Genomic DNA, 15,131 nt, shown 5'->3' with positions numbered 1-15,131 from the left:
GGCGCCACGACGATCGCGTGTCGTCTCGCACCGTGCGAAGCGACCGACGCATTCGTGAGACTGTCGGCGTGCCGCAGCCTGCAAAGCGGGCAGACACGGGTGTCTCATCTCTCTCTTCGGCGCTGCGCGTGGGGTAATCTAGAGCGGAAGTGAGAATTTGTCGGAATACGCGGACTTCTCCGCGTCGCCCTCGGGAAGCCGTAGCTGTCGTGGGAAACTGGATCGGTCAGGTAAACCAGGGGTTATGTCGGGGCCAGGAGAATCGCCTCGACAGCAGACCTCGCGGCATCGAACGCTCCGGCCGCGGCGGCCCCCTGGGCCTCGCGGATCGCCCCCACGTGCCGGGGCGTAAAGGGAACGGCCTCGCCCGGCTGTGGTGTCCCGGGCACCAGCCGCCCGGCAATCGCATGGATGAGATCGTCCACGCCCGCCCCAGTCACCGCGCTCGTGAGCACCGCGGCCGGGGTCCCCCCGATTCGCTCTGCCGGCAGCAGGTCGCACTTGTTGGCCACGACCAGCACGTGCGACTGCTCGGCGGGCAACCTGACCGCCTCGTGCAGTTCCACATGGCGCGCCTCTTGCACGAGGATCACGAGGTCTGCCCGGGCGACATGCGATTGCGTTCGTTCGATGCCTGCCGTCTCGATCGCATCGGCCGCTTCGCGCAGGCCAGCCGTGTCGACCAGCCGCACCGGCCAGCCTTCGAGGGCGGTATCGACCGTCACCGCATCGCGCGTGGTACCAGGACGGTCGAAGACGAGCGAACGCTCATAGCCGACGATCGCGTTTATCAGGCTGCTCTTGCCTACGTTCGGCGCTCCCGCGAGCACGACGTGCCAGGGAGCCGTGAGATGCAGACCCAGCGCACTCCAGGCGTCGAGTCGCAGGAGCATTTCGCGGGCGCGATCGGCCTGCACCGGAGATGCTGCGGCGCCCGACAAAAGTTCGAGGATCGTGCGACACGTGCATTCCAATGCCCCTTCGAATTGATCGAGCAGGATCGAAGCCGCTCGAACCGTCTTGGCCTCGGCCAGGGCGGCTTGTGCTTCGTAGTCGAGCAGCCGCGTCGATTCGCCGGCAAGCCAGGCCTGCCAGTCGACAATGGTGCATCCGGCGCTCGCCAAATCGTTCAGAATCGCCGCCGCGGCCGCGCGGCCTCCGTGGCAGCAGATCTCCCAGCGATCCGACGCTGATGCGGAAACAACGATCTCTTCGCCCGTCGCGTCGCGCCACCGGCCGACGCGCACGGCGTTTCCCGTGGGTGCGATTGAGCGGCGACCGTGTGGCAGAAAGAATCGCTCGATCTGGCGAAAAGCGTCTGGTCCCCGCAAGCCAATCGTCGCGATAGCGCCGCGCCCCGCCGGAGTGAGCAAGGCAGCGGATGTCACCTGCGGCAAGGACATGACTCTATCGCCGTGCGGCGAGGGCGATGCCGGCCAGCGTCAGATCGTCGACCACCGTGGCCGTCGAGGCCAGGGGCCGCGCCACCGTGCTTGCGGCGCCCCCCGAGAGAAACACCTGCGGTTCCTTGCCGACCTGCTCGCCGTAGCGGGCGATCAACTCGCGGACGCCCCCCAGCGCTCCCCAGTAGAGTCCGGCTTGCATTGCCTCGATCGTCGAACGTCCCAAGGCTGGCGGCGTGGTATCGAAGCCGCGCACGTCCACCAATGGCAGCATGTCGGTAAAGGCGTGCATGGCGCGGGCCGAGATCTCGACCCCCGGCAGGATGGCCCCCCCCAAGAACGCCCCCTCGATCGAGACGAGATCGACCGTCACGGCCGTGCCCATGCCCACGACCACCGCCGGTCGATCGGCGGCACGCAGATGGTTCGCGGCCACCGCGGCCAACAAGCGGTCGATGCCGACCATGTCGGGTCGATCGAGACGCACCTCGATGGGGAGATCGCCATGTATGAGCATCGTCACGCGACTCGCGGCGCCCGCCTCGCGCAACCAATCGATCACGCGCCCCGCGGCGGCGCGATTCACGCTGCCGATATGCCAGGCGAAGTCGGAGGCGGGCCGTGCGTCTAGAAAAGTCGCCAGTTGCTCCAGTTCGTGGGCGTGCGACGAAATGCGCAACACCCGCTTGGGGCTGGGCAAACCTTGCGCTTCGCCACCCGTAAACAGCCCGAACTTGGTGCGGGTATTCCCCACGTCGACGGCCACGATGGCAGATGCGGCACTCATGCCGATTCCTCGTCCGGTCGGGCCCCCTGCTCCAGCAGTGCGGAGATCGCATGCACGAGTCGATCGAGCCCCATGCCCGTCACCGCCGAAACCGCCATCACGTCGCGTCCCAGATGCGCCGCGAGTTGCGCGCACACGTCGTCGGCGCCGGGGAGTTCGCACTTCGTTACGCAAACGATCTCGGGCCGGGCCAGCAACGCGCCGTCATTGTACAACGCGAACTCGCCCCGGACCGCATCGTAGTTCGCTAGCGGATCGGAGCCATCCATCGGCATCGGCTCGACCAGATGCACGAGAATGCCAGCCCGCTCGATGTGCCGCAGAAACTCCAGCCCGAGCCCCGCGCCGGCGTGGGCCCCTTCGATTAGCCCCGGAATATCGGCCAGGACGAACGATCGGTCAAAATCGATCTGCACGCGTCCCAGGTTGGGGTACTTCGTCGTGAAGGGATAATCGGCGATCTCCGGCCGCGCCCGCGACAGACGGCTGAGCATGGTGCTCTTGCCCGCGTTGGGTTTGCCGATCAGTCCGACGTCGGCGATCGACTTGAGTTCGAGGACGAGCGAGCGCACCTCGCTGGGATTGCCGGGAGTCGCCTCGCGCGGCGCCTGATTCGTCGCCGACTTGAAATGGGTGTTCCCCTTGCCCCCTTTGCCGCCGTGCGCGGCGACGAACGAATCTCCCGCCTGGACGAGATCTCTCAGCGCGAAGCCTTCTTCGGCATCGTAGACGACCGTGCCCGGCGGCACGCGCAACACGAGATCTTCGCCATTGCGTCCGTGGCAGTCGGAGCTGCCGCCGTTTCCGCCGTCGGTGGCGCGCCAGTGCTTGCGATGCACGAGGGCGGACAGGCTGTCGACGCCGGCCTCGGCCTGGATGATGACGCTGCCGCCGTCACCTCCGTCGCCCCCATTGGGGCCGCCGCGCGGGACATACTTCTCCCGGCGGAAGCTCACCATGCCGTTGCCCCCGCGCCCCGACTGCACCTGAATCTTGACCCGATCGACGAACATAGAAGACCGGTCGTCGCGGGCGAAGGCCGAGCCGAGACCGCCAAAAAATGGGGGGACCAAAACAAAGCGGGATGACCACTGTGGGCCATCCCGGCAGATACTTCGAGTTCTATCGAGCCCCGTTCGACAACCAGACTAGTTGTCGGAGACGACGCTCACGCGGCGGCCACCGCGATCGAACTGCACGACTCCCGCCGAGAGAGCGAAGAGCGTGTAGTCGCTTCCCTGGCCCACATTCTTGCCGGGGTGGAACTGATTGCCGACCTGGCGGACCAGAATGCAGCCCGGTTCGACCTGCTGACCGCCAAAACGCTTTACGCCACGGCGTTGGCCGTTCGAATCGCGTCCGTTGCGGCTCGAGCCTTGACCCTTCTTATGTGCCATGTCGTTCCCTTCTCCGCTTCGATCGAGTGATTCGTCGAGGAACGGGGAGCCCTCGGTCGGGGCCTCGCAACCCGCTGCCAAACCACTGTTTTTAGCGGTAAAGCCAGCGATAGTCAACCTCGCCCGGGGCGCCCACACGAATCTCCTTCTCGTGCTGGTCATATTCGTCCCCCGGCCGCCAGAAATTCAACTGCAACGTCTTGCGGGCGAATTTACGTCCCTGGGGCGTATCGTCCCAGCGGTAGGCGTTCGTCAGGCCATTCACATAAACCGAGAAGTAGTCGGTGCGCGGGTCGATATCGGTCCAGGTCACCACTCCCCAGACACCGTCCTCTTCCCCCTCGTCGTTCGGGGCGATCGGCCCGGCAATGGTGGCCGAATCGGCCAGCGGGCGGTTCGGATCCTCGCGACGGACGATCGCCGGCACCACCCCCGGCAGGACCCGGTCCGGGTAGAACTTCTTGCCATCGCGACTCTGCAGCACGAAATAGGGGATAAAGTCGACCGGCTTGTCGCTCACGTTGCGCACGCGGTAGACCATGTACCAGACCAGCTTCGACTCGAGCTTGCCGTCGGGACCGGGCAGATCCATCCGCATGAAACGAATCGGCTTGAACGTGAACTCCAGGTTCCAGATGTCGTGGCTGAAGCGAACGTCTTTGGCCCACTCGAAGTTCGGATCGACCGACAGCAGTTCAGGAATGTCGTGCCGGCTGAAGGTCTCGTTCTCCTGCCTTTCGACCGGAATCGTGCGCGTCACCCCGGGGGCCAGTTTGCGATACTTTCCGGGCGTTCCACCCAGAGGCGCCGGCCGAGGGGCTTCCGAGGGAACTTCGGCGCGGATCGTCGCGCTAGGGATCGCACTCAACAAGACCGCGACCACGCACAACACAAGCGAGCGAACGACAGGGGGAACAACGCGCATGAAGGCTCTCTCACTCAGTTCCGAAGAGATGGGCCGCGCTGCGAGAAAACCTCGCCAGCCACAAGAGTTGCGTAATCCACTATAATTCGGGCCGCGCGGGAGCGTCAAACGCCGATTCTGGCCCGATTTCCGTCTTTTTCAGCCCACCGATGCCTCATTCGACCGCTGACAATCCTGCCAACTCCTGTCTCACCCTGCCCGGGCTGACTGGCCGCTTTGGCACCATCCTGATCGACCCGCCCTGGCGGTTCCAGAACCGCACGGGCAAAGTGGCCCCCGAGCACCACCGGCTCAACCGTTATCACACGATGAGCATGGAGGAAATTGCCGCCCTGCCGGTGGCCGCCCATGCCGCGACCCCCAGCCATCTCTACATGTGGTGCCCCAACGCGTTGCTGCCCGAGGGGCTCGCCATCATGGAGGCCTGGGGGTTCAAGTACAAAACGAACCTCGTCTGGTACAAGGTCCGCAAGGACGGTGGGCCCGACGGCCGCGGCGTCGGCTTCTACTTTCGCAACGTGACCGAGTTGCTCCTCTTCGGGGTCCGCGGCCGCCAACGGACCCTTGCTCCCGGCCGCACGCAGGTCAATTTGTTCGCCACGCGCAAGCAAGAACACTCGCGCAAGCCCGTCGAGACCTACGAGTTGATCCGCCGTTGCAGCCCCGGGCCCTATCTCGAACTTTTCGCCCGCGAACGAGTCGAAGGCTGGACCTGCTGGGGCGATGAAGTAGACACCTATCTCGCGCAGCGGCCGATCCATGCGGGCTACAACGGACACGTGTCGCCTGCCGCGACGAACTCCCGCGCGAAACCTGCCAGGAGGGGACAGCGGCCGGCGCATCGGGCATAATGGGCTCGAGAAGCTAAGCCACCTTGAGTGTGATTCCATGTCTGAGTCGTCGGGGCCGTTCGATACTCACATCGAGATCGTGACGCCGGAGAATATCGCCTTCCACTACCGCGTGGCGGGACCTTTCCGTCGCTTGCCGGCCTACTTCATCGACATCGTGCTTCAAGCCACCGCCATCGGAGCAATCTCGACCGTGGCGGGACTCTACTTCGGCTTCATCTCTCTCAGCGGCGTGGCAATGGCCGTCACGCTCGTGGCGTTCTTCGTCATCAGTTGGTTCTACGGCGGCGTGTTCGAGGCTCTGTGGAACGGCCAGACCCCCGGCAAGCGGCTGATGCAGATTCGCGTCATGTCGGCCGATGGCCAGCCGATCGTGCCCGTGCAGGCCGTGCTACGCAACCTGCTGCGACCGGCCGACGCCATGCCCACGGCCTTCTTCGTCGTGCCCCTCTACTTGTTCGGCCTGATCGCCTGCACGGCCACCAGGCGTTTCCAGCGGCTGGGCGATCTGGCCGCGGGCACGATGGTGGTCGTCGAAGAACCTCAACGTCGCTACGGCGTGGTGCGCATCGACGAGCCCGCGGCGCTCGAGCTGGCGGCCAGTCTGCCGCCGTCGTTCGAGCCATGCCGGGGGCTCGTGCAGGCACTCTCGGCTTACGTCTCGCGACGCCAGAGCTTTTCGTACGGCAGGCGGATGGAAATTGCTCGCCATCTGGCCGAGCCTTTGCGCGAACGATTCCAACTGCCGCCCCAAACGAATTACGACGTGTTGTTGTGCGCCCTCTATCACCAGGTCTTCTTCGGGCGCCAGACCGAGGAAGGACCGGTGATTCGCTTGCCGGTGGGTGTCTCTCCGTTCGCCGCACCCGCTCCGACCTCCCCCGTGTGAGTCGCCATCGCCGATGAAGGTTGCCGCCCTCCTCGAAGAACGACGCGAGAACTGGCGCGAGCTGGAATGGCTCTGCGGCCAGATGGAGTCGCGCGGCAAGCGCAAGCTTGGCCCGATGATCGTGGCCCGGTTTGGATCGCTCTATCGTTCGACCTGCGCCGATCTCGCCCTGGCCGAGGCGTACAACCTGCCGCCGAACACGGTGGCCTATCTGCACCAATTGGTCGGCCGCGCGCACAACCAGCTCTATCGCTCGAAGGCGTTCGACATCTCGCGCTGGGCGCACGTCATGCTCTACGAGGTGCCCCAACGCCTGTATCGCGACAATTACCTGCGCGTCGCCTTCGTCCTGTTCTGGGGGCTCTTCATCGCGGCGATGGCGTTGTCGGCGTTTAGCCCTGGCTTCGCCGAGCGCGCCATCGGCAAGGAACAGATCCAGCAATTGGAACAAATGTACGCCGAGCCGATCGCCACCCGCACTGGTTCCGCCGGAAGCTTCATCAACAATCGCAGCGGCATGGCCGGGTTCTACATCTGGCACAATGCGGGCATTGGCTTGCGGGCTTTTGCGCTGGGGCTGGTGTTCGGCGTCGGTGGCTTGATCATCACGTCGAGCAACGCGCTGGTGCTCGGGGCCTCCTTCGGTCATATGACTACCGTCGCCCAGCGCGAAAACTTCTTCGAGTTCGTTACCGCGCACGGCCCCTTCGAGTTGAACGCGATCGTCCTCTCGGCCGCGGCGGGGATGCGGTTGGGCTTTTCGCTCATCGATACGGGGGGCCTCAGCCGTGCCGAATCGATGCGCCGTGCCGGTTATGAGGCGCTCCCCACCATGTGCGCGGCCCTCTTCTTGTTCGTGATGGCGGCATTGATCGAAGGTTTCCTGTCCCCCTCGGCCGCCCCTTATTGGGTCAAGGCCGGAGTGGCCGTCGTCTCGAGCGGGTTGCTGGCGTTCTACTTCGTCATTCTGGGCAATCCACGGAGCGGGCTCGATGCAACTTGATCAAACGCGGATCGCCATTCGCGAGCGCGGTTATCTCGATCTGCTCGACCTGTCGCTGCGGCTGGTCCGCGCCCACGGAGCGTCACTTCTCGCCTGTGCCATGCCCGGTATGCTAGTGGCAATCGCGGTCAACGCCTGGCTGATGAATGCGGCCGCCGGCCCCTTCGAAGACAATCCGACCGCCGTCACGACCTATTTCTGGATCCTGCCGTTTCTCGTCGTCTTCGAACTGCCGCTCGTCATGGTGCTCCCCACGCTCTACCTGGGTCAGGCGCTCTTCGTCGAGCGCCCCAATCGCCGTCAGATGGGGTTGGACCTGCTGCGCTCGCTGCCCCAACTCCTGTTGTTTCAAGTCTTCCTGCGCGCGCTCTTGTTGCCCTGGGGCGTCACCTGGTTCCTGCTCTTTGCCACGGTGCCGTATCTGAACGAGGTCATTCTGCTCGAGCGCAACCCGCTGATAAAGCGGCGCGGACGGCCCGGGCTGACCACCTGGTCGCGTGCCTGGTCGTTGCACGCGCGCAACACGGGCGAGCTGTTCGCCCGCTGGTTGGGCAGCCTGTTCTTCGCTCCGCTGTTGATCGTCTCGCTCTGGATGTCGCTCCATCTGCTGCGTGGACTGCTTACGGCCGGCGTGGACTTCGATCGCGCGTTCTACCTGATCGAATTGCAAGTGGCCGTCTGGCTGGTCGCCCTTTATTTCACCATCGTGCGCTTCTTGAGCTATCTCGACCTGCGCATTCGTAATGAAGGCTGGGAGGTCGAGCTCCGCATGCGGGCCGAGGGGGCGCGTCTGGCGCGGCAAGTGGCATGATCGATCCGCAGCACCGAACCCGCACGATTTCACTCGGCATTCGCTGCCGGACGTGCTGGGCTGCGCTCGCGTTGATCGCCGGTGTCGCGTCGCCGGTTCTGGCGCAAGCAGAGGCCAGCGGCGAAGCCGTCTCCCCACCCACGGCCGAGGCCGATTCCGCCATCGAGCAAGGGCGCGAGTCGCTACGCCAAAGCTGGTTCACGCCCCCCTGGTACGACTCGGAACGGGACGCGGTGAAACGCATCGACCTGAAGCCCGAGTGGGATCTTTGGAAAGGCTGGGACTGGAGCGGTTGGAACCTGCCTGGCATGCCCAATCTCTCGTTCCTCGAATGGGTCGCCTGGATTCTCGTCACGCTGATTCTGGGGGCACTCGTCTACATTCTGGCGCGGGCCTGGCTCCAGCGCGACCGGCGTCTTGCGACGAGCCACGGAACGAGTGACGAGGACGACGCGGATGCCGAGGAGGCCCGCGTCGAGGCCCTCCCCTTTCAGGTCGCGCGCCCCGCCTCCGATTTTCTCACCGAGGCCGAACGGTGTCGCCGCGCGGGCAACTATCGCGACGCGATCATCTACCTGTTCAGCCACGAGCTCGTCTCGCTCGATCGCCAGCAGTGCATCCGGCTCAGCAAGGGGAAGACGAATCGCCAGTATCTGCGCGAGCTGTCGCGGCGCGTCGCGCTGCGCTCGCTCGTCGAAGAGACGATGGTCACGTTCGAAGACGTCTTCTTCGGCGATCATCCACTCGACGCGTCGGCGTTCGAGCGCTGCTGGTCGCGCTTGCCCGAGTTCGATCAATTGATCTCGCAGGAGGCCGCATGAACCTCCGCGCCATCCTGGCCGGCACCGTCTGGCTGCCGCTGTTGATCGGCTGTTCCTCGTCGTCGCTCGAATCCGATTACGGCGTGCGCCAGATGCCGGGCAGCCATCAAAGCGTCAACGGCACCACCACGCTCGCGAGGATGTTCGAGCTGGCCGGCGACCGCGTATCGAGCTGGCGGTACTTGTCTCCCCGCTTGCGCGAGAAGGCCGACGTGATCGTCTGGGCCCCGGATAACTTCGAGCCCCCCAGTCCCAAGGTGCGCGCCTGGCTCGAAGACTGGCTCCTCGAAAAGCCCGGCCGCTCGCTGATCTACATCGGCCGCGATTACGACGCCGCCGTGACCTACTGGCGCCAGATGAACCGCCGAGCGCCGACCGAGCAAGTCAAACCTCTGGCCAAAACACTGAGCGAGGCCCAACAGCGATTCGACAATCGTCGCCAGGCTATGCCAGCCGATGAGGACTGCGACTGGTTCACCATGCAAGAGGCCCGCAAGTATCGCGACGTGCATACGCTACAGGGCGAACAACGCTGGGTCGAAGGCGTCGATCCGTTGCAACTCGACATCTCCCTCATCGGCCGGCTCATCCCGCCCCCCACCGCCGAAACCCTGCTCGGTTCCGATGGAGACACTCTCATTGCCCGCGAAGTGTGGGGCGAAAGCCAGTTGATCGTGGTGACCAACGGCTCGTTCCTGTTGAATCTGCCGCTGGTGAATCACGAGCACCGCAAGCTGGCCCAAAAGCTCGTGGCGGAAGTCGGCGAAAACAAGAACGTCTTTTTCCTCGAAAGCGGGTTCATCGAGCCCGTGATTCTCGAAGAGGATCCCGAATTGGGCCTCCCCACGGGGCTCGAGGTCTTCACCATCTACCCCTTCAATCAGATCCTGCTGCATCTGGCGCTGGTGGGGGTGTTGTTCGCCTTCGCGCGGTACTGGATCTTCGGCATTCCGCGCGAGAGCCGCGTCGAGCACGAGGCGGACTTTGGCCAGCACGTCGACGCGCTCGGACAACTCCTCGAAAAAACGCGCGATGCCGAGTATGCTCGCGAACGACTGGCACACTACCGGCTCGCCTCGCGCGGCGAAGCGGCCGGCTTCCATCCAGCCGCCGCTACGACGGCCGTCGGCATGTCGCCCGTCGCGATGGGCAGCGGCGCGACGCAGACTACCACTTTGCCCCCAGGGACAGGCTCCACCGCATGAACGATTCTCCTTTCGATCCCCAATCCGCCGGACAACCGCCGTCGAGCCCTCCCCGCTCGCCAGCTTCTCCTTTTGGCGGCCAGGCTGCACCACCCAGCGCAGCCTCTCCCACGTCGGCAGCCCCCCCCTCCTCGTCGGCTGTGCGGTCTTCGGCCCCCAATACCCCCGGCGCGGACACTCCCACCAAGCGACTCTTCGATCGCATCTCGGCCGAAGCACGCCGCGTCTACATCGGCCAGGACGAGCTCCTCCTGGGCTCTCTCGTCGCCCTCTTCTCGGGGGGCCACCTGCTGATCGAAAGCGTGCCGGGCTTGGGCAAAACGCTCCTCGTCCGCGCGCTCGGTCGCGTGTTGGGCTGCCGCTTCGGACGCATCCAGTTCACCGCCGACCTGATGCCCTCGGATATCACCGGCTCGCCGATCTTCGATCTGAAGACGCAAGACTTCCGCTTTCGCCCTGGCCCGGTCTTCACCCAGTTGCTGCTGGCGGACGAAATCAACCGCAGCCCCGCCAAGACGCACGCCGCCCTGCTCGAGATCATGCAGGAATACCGCGTCACGGTCGACAACCACACGCACCTGCTCGAACGCCCCTTCCTGGTGCTCGCCACGCAAAACCCGATCGAGTCCGAGGGCACCTACAACCTGCCCGAGGCGCAGCTCGATCGCTTCATGTTCAAAGTGGTGGCGAACTATCCCGCCCCACAGGAAGAGATCGACATCCTCCGCCTGCACCGCGACCACGTTGACGTGCAGGCCGAGCTCGAATCGCTACGGGCCGTCACTTCGCCGGCCGAGATCCTGCAAGTGAGCGCGGAGTGCAGCCGCGTGCGCCTCGATGATCGACTGCTCGATTACATCAATCGCATCGTGCGGCTGACGCGCGAGTGGCCGCAGTTCCACCTGGGGGCCTCGCCCCGCGCGGGCATCGCCCTGCTGCAGGGAGCGCGCACGCTGGCGGCCTTCTACGGCCGCGACTACGCCGTGCCCGACGACGTGGTTGAGTTGGTGCTGCCGGCGCTGCGCCACCGCGTCATCCTCACCGCCGAGGCCGAGGTCGAAGGACGCCGCGTCGACGAAGTCCTCACCGAAATGGTCCGCACGGTCGAGGTTCCGCGACTGTGAGCACGCTGGCCTGGTTTCTGCTACCGCTCTTGGGCTTCATCGTCGCGCTGATGCTCGTGGGCTACTTTGCGCGCGCGTTTCCCAACTGGCCGCTGGTGGCGCTGGGGTTGCTGCCGGCGATCCTCGCCGCGGGCCTCGTCTTTACGCCCACGCTGATGCCGCCGCTACTCGTGGCCGATGGCGCCATCGTGCTCCTGGCCACCCTCGATCTCTTTACGTTACCGCGCAAGAAGCAATTGAGCGTCGAGCGGCAGACGTTGCGCACCGCCTCGCTGGCCCGTCCCCACCCGGTGACGCTGACGGTGACCAACCACTCGCGTCGGCGGCAGCAACTCGCCATTCGCGACGGCGTGCCCGACCGGCTCGAGCCCACCCCCGATCGGTTCGACGTGAATCTGCCGGCCCGCAGCCGCGCGACGGTGAACTATCGCCTGACGAGCCAGCGTCGCGGGGCTTATCGGCTGGAGACCACCTTCGTGCGCGTCCGCAGCCGCTGGGGACTGTGGCGGCGGCAGCTCGAATATGCCGTTCCGTCGGTGATCCACGTCTATCCCGACATGCAGCAGGTCTCGCAGTACGCGGTGCTCGCGCGCACGAACCGCCTCAGCCTGCTGGGCGTGCGCCGCACGCGCCGCATCGGCCAGGACAACGAATTCGAACGCTTGCGCGATTACACGCCCGACGACAATCCCCGGCACATCGACTGGCGCAGCACCGCCCGCCGCCGCAAGCTGACCGTACGCGACTTTCAGGCCAACCAGAGTCAGCGCGTCATCTTCCTGCTCGATTGTGGGCGCATGATGACCAATCAGGCCGAGGGGCTGAGCCTGCTCGACCATGCCTTGAACGCCATGCTCATGCTGGGCTACGTCGCGCTCAACCGCGGCGACTCGGTCGGCATGATCGCCTTCTCGGACGAGATCCACACCTTCGTCCCGCCGCGGGGCGGTCGCGCCCAGATGAACCGCCTGCTGCACGCCTCGTTCGACCGGTTTCCTCGCCTGGTCGAATCGCGCTACGACAAGGCGTTCCTTTACCTCGCGGCGCAATGCCGCAAGCGTTCGCTCGTCATCCTGATCACCAACGTCATCGACGAGGTGAACAGCAACCAGATCGAGCGTTACCTTGGTAATCTCGTCGGGCGACATTTACCGCTGGGCGTGCTGTTGCGCGACCACAGCGTCTTCTCGGCCGTCGACGTAGCCGGCGAACCACAGGGAGCCGAGTTGTTCCGCGCCGGCGCCGCGGCCGAATTGTTGCTGTGGCGATCGCAAGTGCTGGCCGATCTCACAGGCCGGGGCGTCCTCGCACTCGACGTCTTCCCAGAAGATCTAACTGCCCCCTTGATCAATCGCTATCTCGAAATCAAAGCCCGGCACCTGCTGTAAGGGCTCCTCATCGTCGGATGCAAGTTAGCGGATCACGGTGCTATGCCCACAACACACTTGGGGTGGGCATGTGATCGACGTACCCCGCTGAGACACGCTGGCAGCAGGCATGCAAGAAGCCCAGTAAACCTGCAGGCTGGTGAAACACATGCTGCCAACGATCGACACGATGGATCGCATGACAGACGAGGCCGCCGTCGATCGCCCGTAAGGGGCGTGGCATGCGGCTACGCTATCAAATACGTCAACCGGCCTGTCCAACAAATAGCTCTGACCCTTCTGCGAGCGGACGATGAACCTTTTCCGCCCAGCGGCGCGCGTGACCGATTCGTGGATACTGAAAAGGGGGCAATACTATTCTCTGGAAGGTCGGCCGCGGGGGCGGATCGTGAGGTCCAGGTTGAGCTTCTGGGACAGGCGTGCGACCCACTTCTCCTCACCGTACGGAAGGCCGGTCGCTGTCGAACGGCGACTCCTCAAGCGGGACATGTGGCTACGATACTAGAATGTCGAGCAGTCCAGAAAACAGTTCTGCTCCCGCTTCTACTCTCAATCGCCTTCCGTGGAAGCGATTCTTTTTATCCAACCCGTGATCTACGCTGCCGCAGCCATTCAAGCCTGTGACTTGCGAACCACTCTCCATCGGGCTATCAAGGAAGTACGGACAACGCGAGCGGGCCAAGACCACAAGGAAACACGAGCATGCCGGTCGAACTTCCACAGGTCGATCAACGAGTGATCAAGACCGAACGGGGCGAGGCACTGGGCATGAGCTGCCGCTGGAAAGGTGGTCAATACTGCGCCATCCACACGGGACGTGGCTTGATCGGCTGCGGGATTTACGACGTCGACATTGCCGGCGAATTCAATCTCGCCGTCGCCATCGCCCGTGGCACGCCCGCCAAGCCACTCGTCCACGCCGAGGATTTGTTCGAGGCCAAGATCGTCGAAGTCAGCGAGCCCGCGCGAAAGATGGGCATCGTCCCCGGCATGACAGGCCTCGAAGCGCTCGATCGCATGCTGACCGAGTAGGGGCAAAGTGGCTCCATCGCCGCGCACGTGGTGCGCGACCTACGCAAACAGCTCCGGCACCACGCGCCCTTCCACATCGGTCAGTCGGAAATCGCGCCCCGCGTAGTTGAACGTCAGCCGCTCGTGGTCGAGCCCCAGCAGGTGCAGCAGCGTGGCGTGCAGGTCGTGCATGTGGACCTTGGCGATGGCCGCTTCGTGGCCGAACTCGTCGGTCGCGCCGTGGGCGTAGCCGGTACGCGTGCCACCCCCGGCCAGAAAATGCGTAAAGCCGCTGGGATTGTGATCGCGGCCGTCGGTGCCCTGGGCGAACGGATTGCGGCCGAACTCGCCTCCCCACCAGACGAGCGTATCTTCGAGCAGCCCGCGCGCCTTAAGATCCGCAATCAACCCGGCGACCGGCTTGTCGGTGGCGCGTGCATGGTCGGCGTGCAGATGAATCTTGCTGTGCTGATCCCAACGCGGATTCGAGCTGTTATCGCCGTAGTTGACCTGGATGTAGCGCACCCCCGCCTCGGCCAGCCGCCGCGCCAGCAGGCACTGCCGGCCGTAGTCGTCGGTCACTTTCTCGCCGATGCCGTACAGGGCCAGCGTCGCCGCGGTCTCGTTCGAAAGATCGACCACGTCGGGCGCCTCGCTCTGCATGCGCCATGCCAACTCGAACGAGCTGAACACGGCGTTCGCCTCGTCGTCGGCCGCGCGCGAGGCGAGCTGCGCCTGGTTCATCCCCTGCAGCAGCTCGAAACGTGCCCGTCGCTGGTCGGCGGCGAGCAGTTCGTTGCCTAGATGCCGGAAGCGCGCCTCCGCGGCGGGCTGTTCCGCCCGACCGATCGCGGTCCCCTGATAGCACGCCGGCAGAAAGGCGTTCGAGTAGTTCCGCGGACCGCCATTGCCCGACGAGGGATTGATCGTCACGAAGCCGGGCAGATTCTCGTTCTCGCTTCCCAGGCCATACGTGATCCAGGCGCCGACCGAGGGACGCACGAGATTCATCGCGCCGGTGTGCAAGAAGAGCGTGCTCGGGCCGTGCGCCACCCCCTGCGTGTGCAGGCTGTGGACAAAGCACAGGTCGTCGACGTGCCGGGCAATGTGCGGAAACAGTTCCGAAACCCAGCGCCCCGACTGGCCATACTGGCGGAACTTCCACGGCGACTTCAGCACCGTCTCTTTTTCCGAGGTGCCACTCTGCGCCAGTTTGCGGGCATCGCGAAAGTCGAGCTTCTCGCCGTGATATTTCTCCAGCGCCGGCTTGTAATCGAACGTGTCGACGTGACTGGGTCCCCCCTGCATGAAGAGAAAAATCACCCGCTTGGCCCGGGCCGGAAACATCGCCTCGCGCGGGGCCAGCGGGTTCAGCACCGGTGCGGCACGCTGAGCATCGCGCGCCCGGGCTTCGACGCAAAGTCCGGCCCAGGCCAGAGAACCGAATCCGCAGGCAGCCGTGCCCAAAAAACGCCGACGGTTCGCCACCGAATGCTCGCAGGCCATGCTGGAAATC

General features: G+C 64.8%; 15 protein-coding genes. 9 read left to right on the top strand and 6 right to left on the bottom strand.

Annotated features, from left to right (window positions below):
• Positions 1 to 242 precede the first annotated feature (242 nt).
• From KF708_01215 to KF708_01195, 5 genes are all read right to left on the bottom strand, one after another.
• Complete coding sequence (locus KF708_01215; GenBank protein MBX3411307.1) at positions 243 to 1,403, bottom strand: 50S ribosome-binding GTPase; 1,161 nt, start codon at positions 1,401 to 1,403, stop codon at positions 243 to 245.
• 4 nt (positions 1,404 to 1,407) lie between these two features.
• Positions 1,408 to 2,190 carry a type III pantothenate kinase gene (locus tag KF708_01210; protein ID MBX3411306.1) on the bottom strand — a complete coding sequence of 261 codons (783 nt, stop codon included), beginning with the start codon at positions 2,188 to 2,190 and terminating at the stop codon, positions 1,408 to 1,410.
• The gene (gene obgE, locus KF708_01205; protein MBX3411305.1) at positions 2,187 to 3,203 is read right to left on the bottom strand and encodes a GTPase ObgE; all 1,017 of its coding nucleotides are present in this window, start codon (positions 3,201 to 3,203) and stop codon (positions 2,187 to 2,189) included. The genes KF708_01210 and obgE overlap by 4 nt, the downstream gene beginning before the upstream one ends.
• A gap of 135 nt (positions 3,204 to 3,338) precedes the next feature.
• Positions 3,339 to 3,587: a 50S ribosomal protein L27 gene (gene rpmA / locus KF708_01200; protein ID MBX3411304.1), complete on the bottom strand. Its 249-nt coding sequence runs from the start codon at positions 3,585 to 3,587 to the stop codon at positions 3,339 to 3,341.
• 91 nt (positions 3,588 to 3,678) lie between these two features.
• On the bottom strand, positions 3,679 to 4,512 hold the full coding sequence (locus KF708_01195; protein ID MBX3411303.1) for a hypothetical protein: 834 nt from the start codon (positions 4,510 to 4,512) through the stop codon (positions 3,679 to 3,681).
• A gap of 149 nt (positions 4,513 to 4,661) precedes the next feature.
• On the opposite strand from KF708_01195, the gene KF708_01190 reads away from it, so the two are divergent.
• The 9 genes from KF708_01190 (at position 4,662) to KF708_01150 (ending at position 13,636) form a co-directional block, all read left to right on the top strand.
• The gene (locus tag KF708_01190; protein MBX3411302.1) at positions 4,662 to 5,363 is read left to right on the top strand and encodes a hypothetical protein; all 702 of its coding nucleotides are present in this window, start codon (positions 4,662 to 4,664) and stop codon (positions 5,361 to 5,363) included.
• 37 nt (positions 5,364 to 5,400) lie between these two features.
• Positions 5,401 to 6,252 (top strand): RDD family protein, encoded by an 852-nt coding sequence (locus tag KF708_01185; protein MBX3411301.1) that lies wholly within the window; start codon positions 5,401 to 5,403, stop codon positions 6,250 to 6,252.
• Between the two features lie 13 nt (positions 6,253 to 6,265).
• Positions 6,266 to 7,255, top strand: coding sequence for a stage II sporulation protein M (locus tag KF708_01180; protein MBX3411300.1), 990 nt, complete (start codon positions 6,266 to 6,268; stop codon positions 7,253 to 7,255).
• The gene (locus KF708_01175; GenBank protein ID MBX3411299.1) at positions 7,245 to 8,066 is read left to right on the top strand and encodes a hypothetical protein; all 822 of its coding nucleotides are present in this window, start codon (positions 7,245 to 7,247) and stop codon (positions 8,064 to 8,066) included. The genes KF708_01180 and KF708_01175 overlap by 11 nt, the downstream gene beginning before the upstream one ends.
• Positions 8,063 to 8,887, top strand: coding sequence for a DUF4129 domain-containing protein (locus KF708_01170; GenBank protein ID MBX3411298.1), 825 nt, complete (start codon positions 8,063 to 8,065; stop codon positions 8,885 to 8,887). Before KF708_01175 ends, KF708_01170 begins: the two co-directional genes overlap by 4 nt.
• On the top strand, positions 8,884 to 10,092 hold the full coding sequence (locus KF708_01165) for a hypothetical protein (protein ID MBX3411297.1): 1,209 nt from the start codon (positions 8,884 to 8,886) through the stop codon (positions 10,090 to 10,092). The genes KF708_01170 and KF708_01165 overlap by 4 nt, the downstream gene beginning before the upstream one ends.
• Entirely contained in the window at positions 10,089 to 11,216 is a 1,128-nt protein-coding gene (locus KF708_01160) for a MoxR family ATPase (GenBank protein MBX3411296.1), read from the top strand. Before KF708_01165 ends, KF708_01160 begins: the two co-directional genes overlap by 4 nt.
• 50 nt (positions 11,217 to 11,266) lie before the next feature.
• Positions 11,267 to 12,604, top strand: coding sequence for a DUF58 domain-containing protein (locus KF708_01155; protein ID MBX3411295.1), 1,338 nt, complete (start codon positions 11,267 to 11,269; stop codon positions 12,602 to 12,604).
• Positions 12,605 to 13,306: 702 nt separating this feature from the next.
• Positions 13,307 to 13,636 carry a DUF1805 domain-containing protein gene (locus KF708_01150; GenBank protein ID MBX3411294.1) on the top strand — a complete coding sequence of 110 codons (330 nt, stop codon included), beginning with the start codon at positions 13,307 to 13,309 and terminating at the stop codon, positions 13,634 to 13,636.
• 39 nt (positions 13,637 to 13,675) lie between these two features.
• On the opposite strand, the gene KF708_01145 is transcribed toward KF708_01150, so the two are convergent.
• The gene (locus KF708_01145) at positions 13,676 to 15,121 is read right to left on the bottom strand and encodes a DUF1501 domain-containing protein (GenBank protein ID MBX3411293.1); all 1,446 of its coding nucleotides are present in this window, start codon (positions 15,119 to 15,121) and stop codon (positions 13,676 to 13,678) included.
• Positions 15,122 to 15,131: the final 10 nt, after the last annotated feature.

The sequence above is a fragment of the Pirellulales bacterium genome, assembly GCA_019636335.1.
GTDB lineage: Bacteria > Planctomycetota > Planctomycetia > Pirellulales > JAEUIK01 > JAHBXR01.
This window is presented reverse-complemented; position numbering and strand designations above follow the sequence as displayed.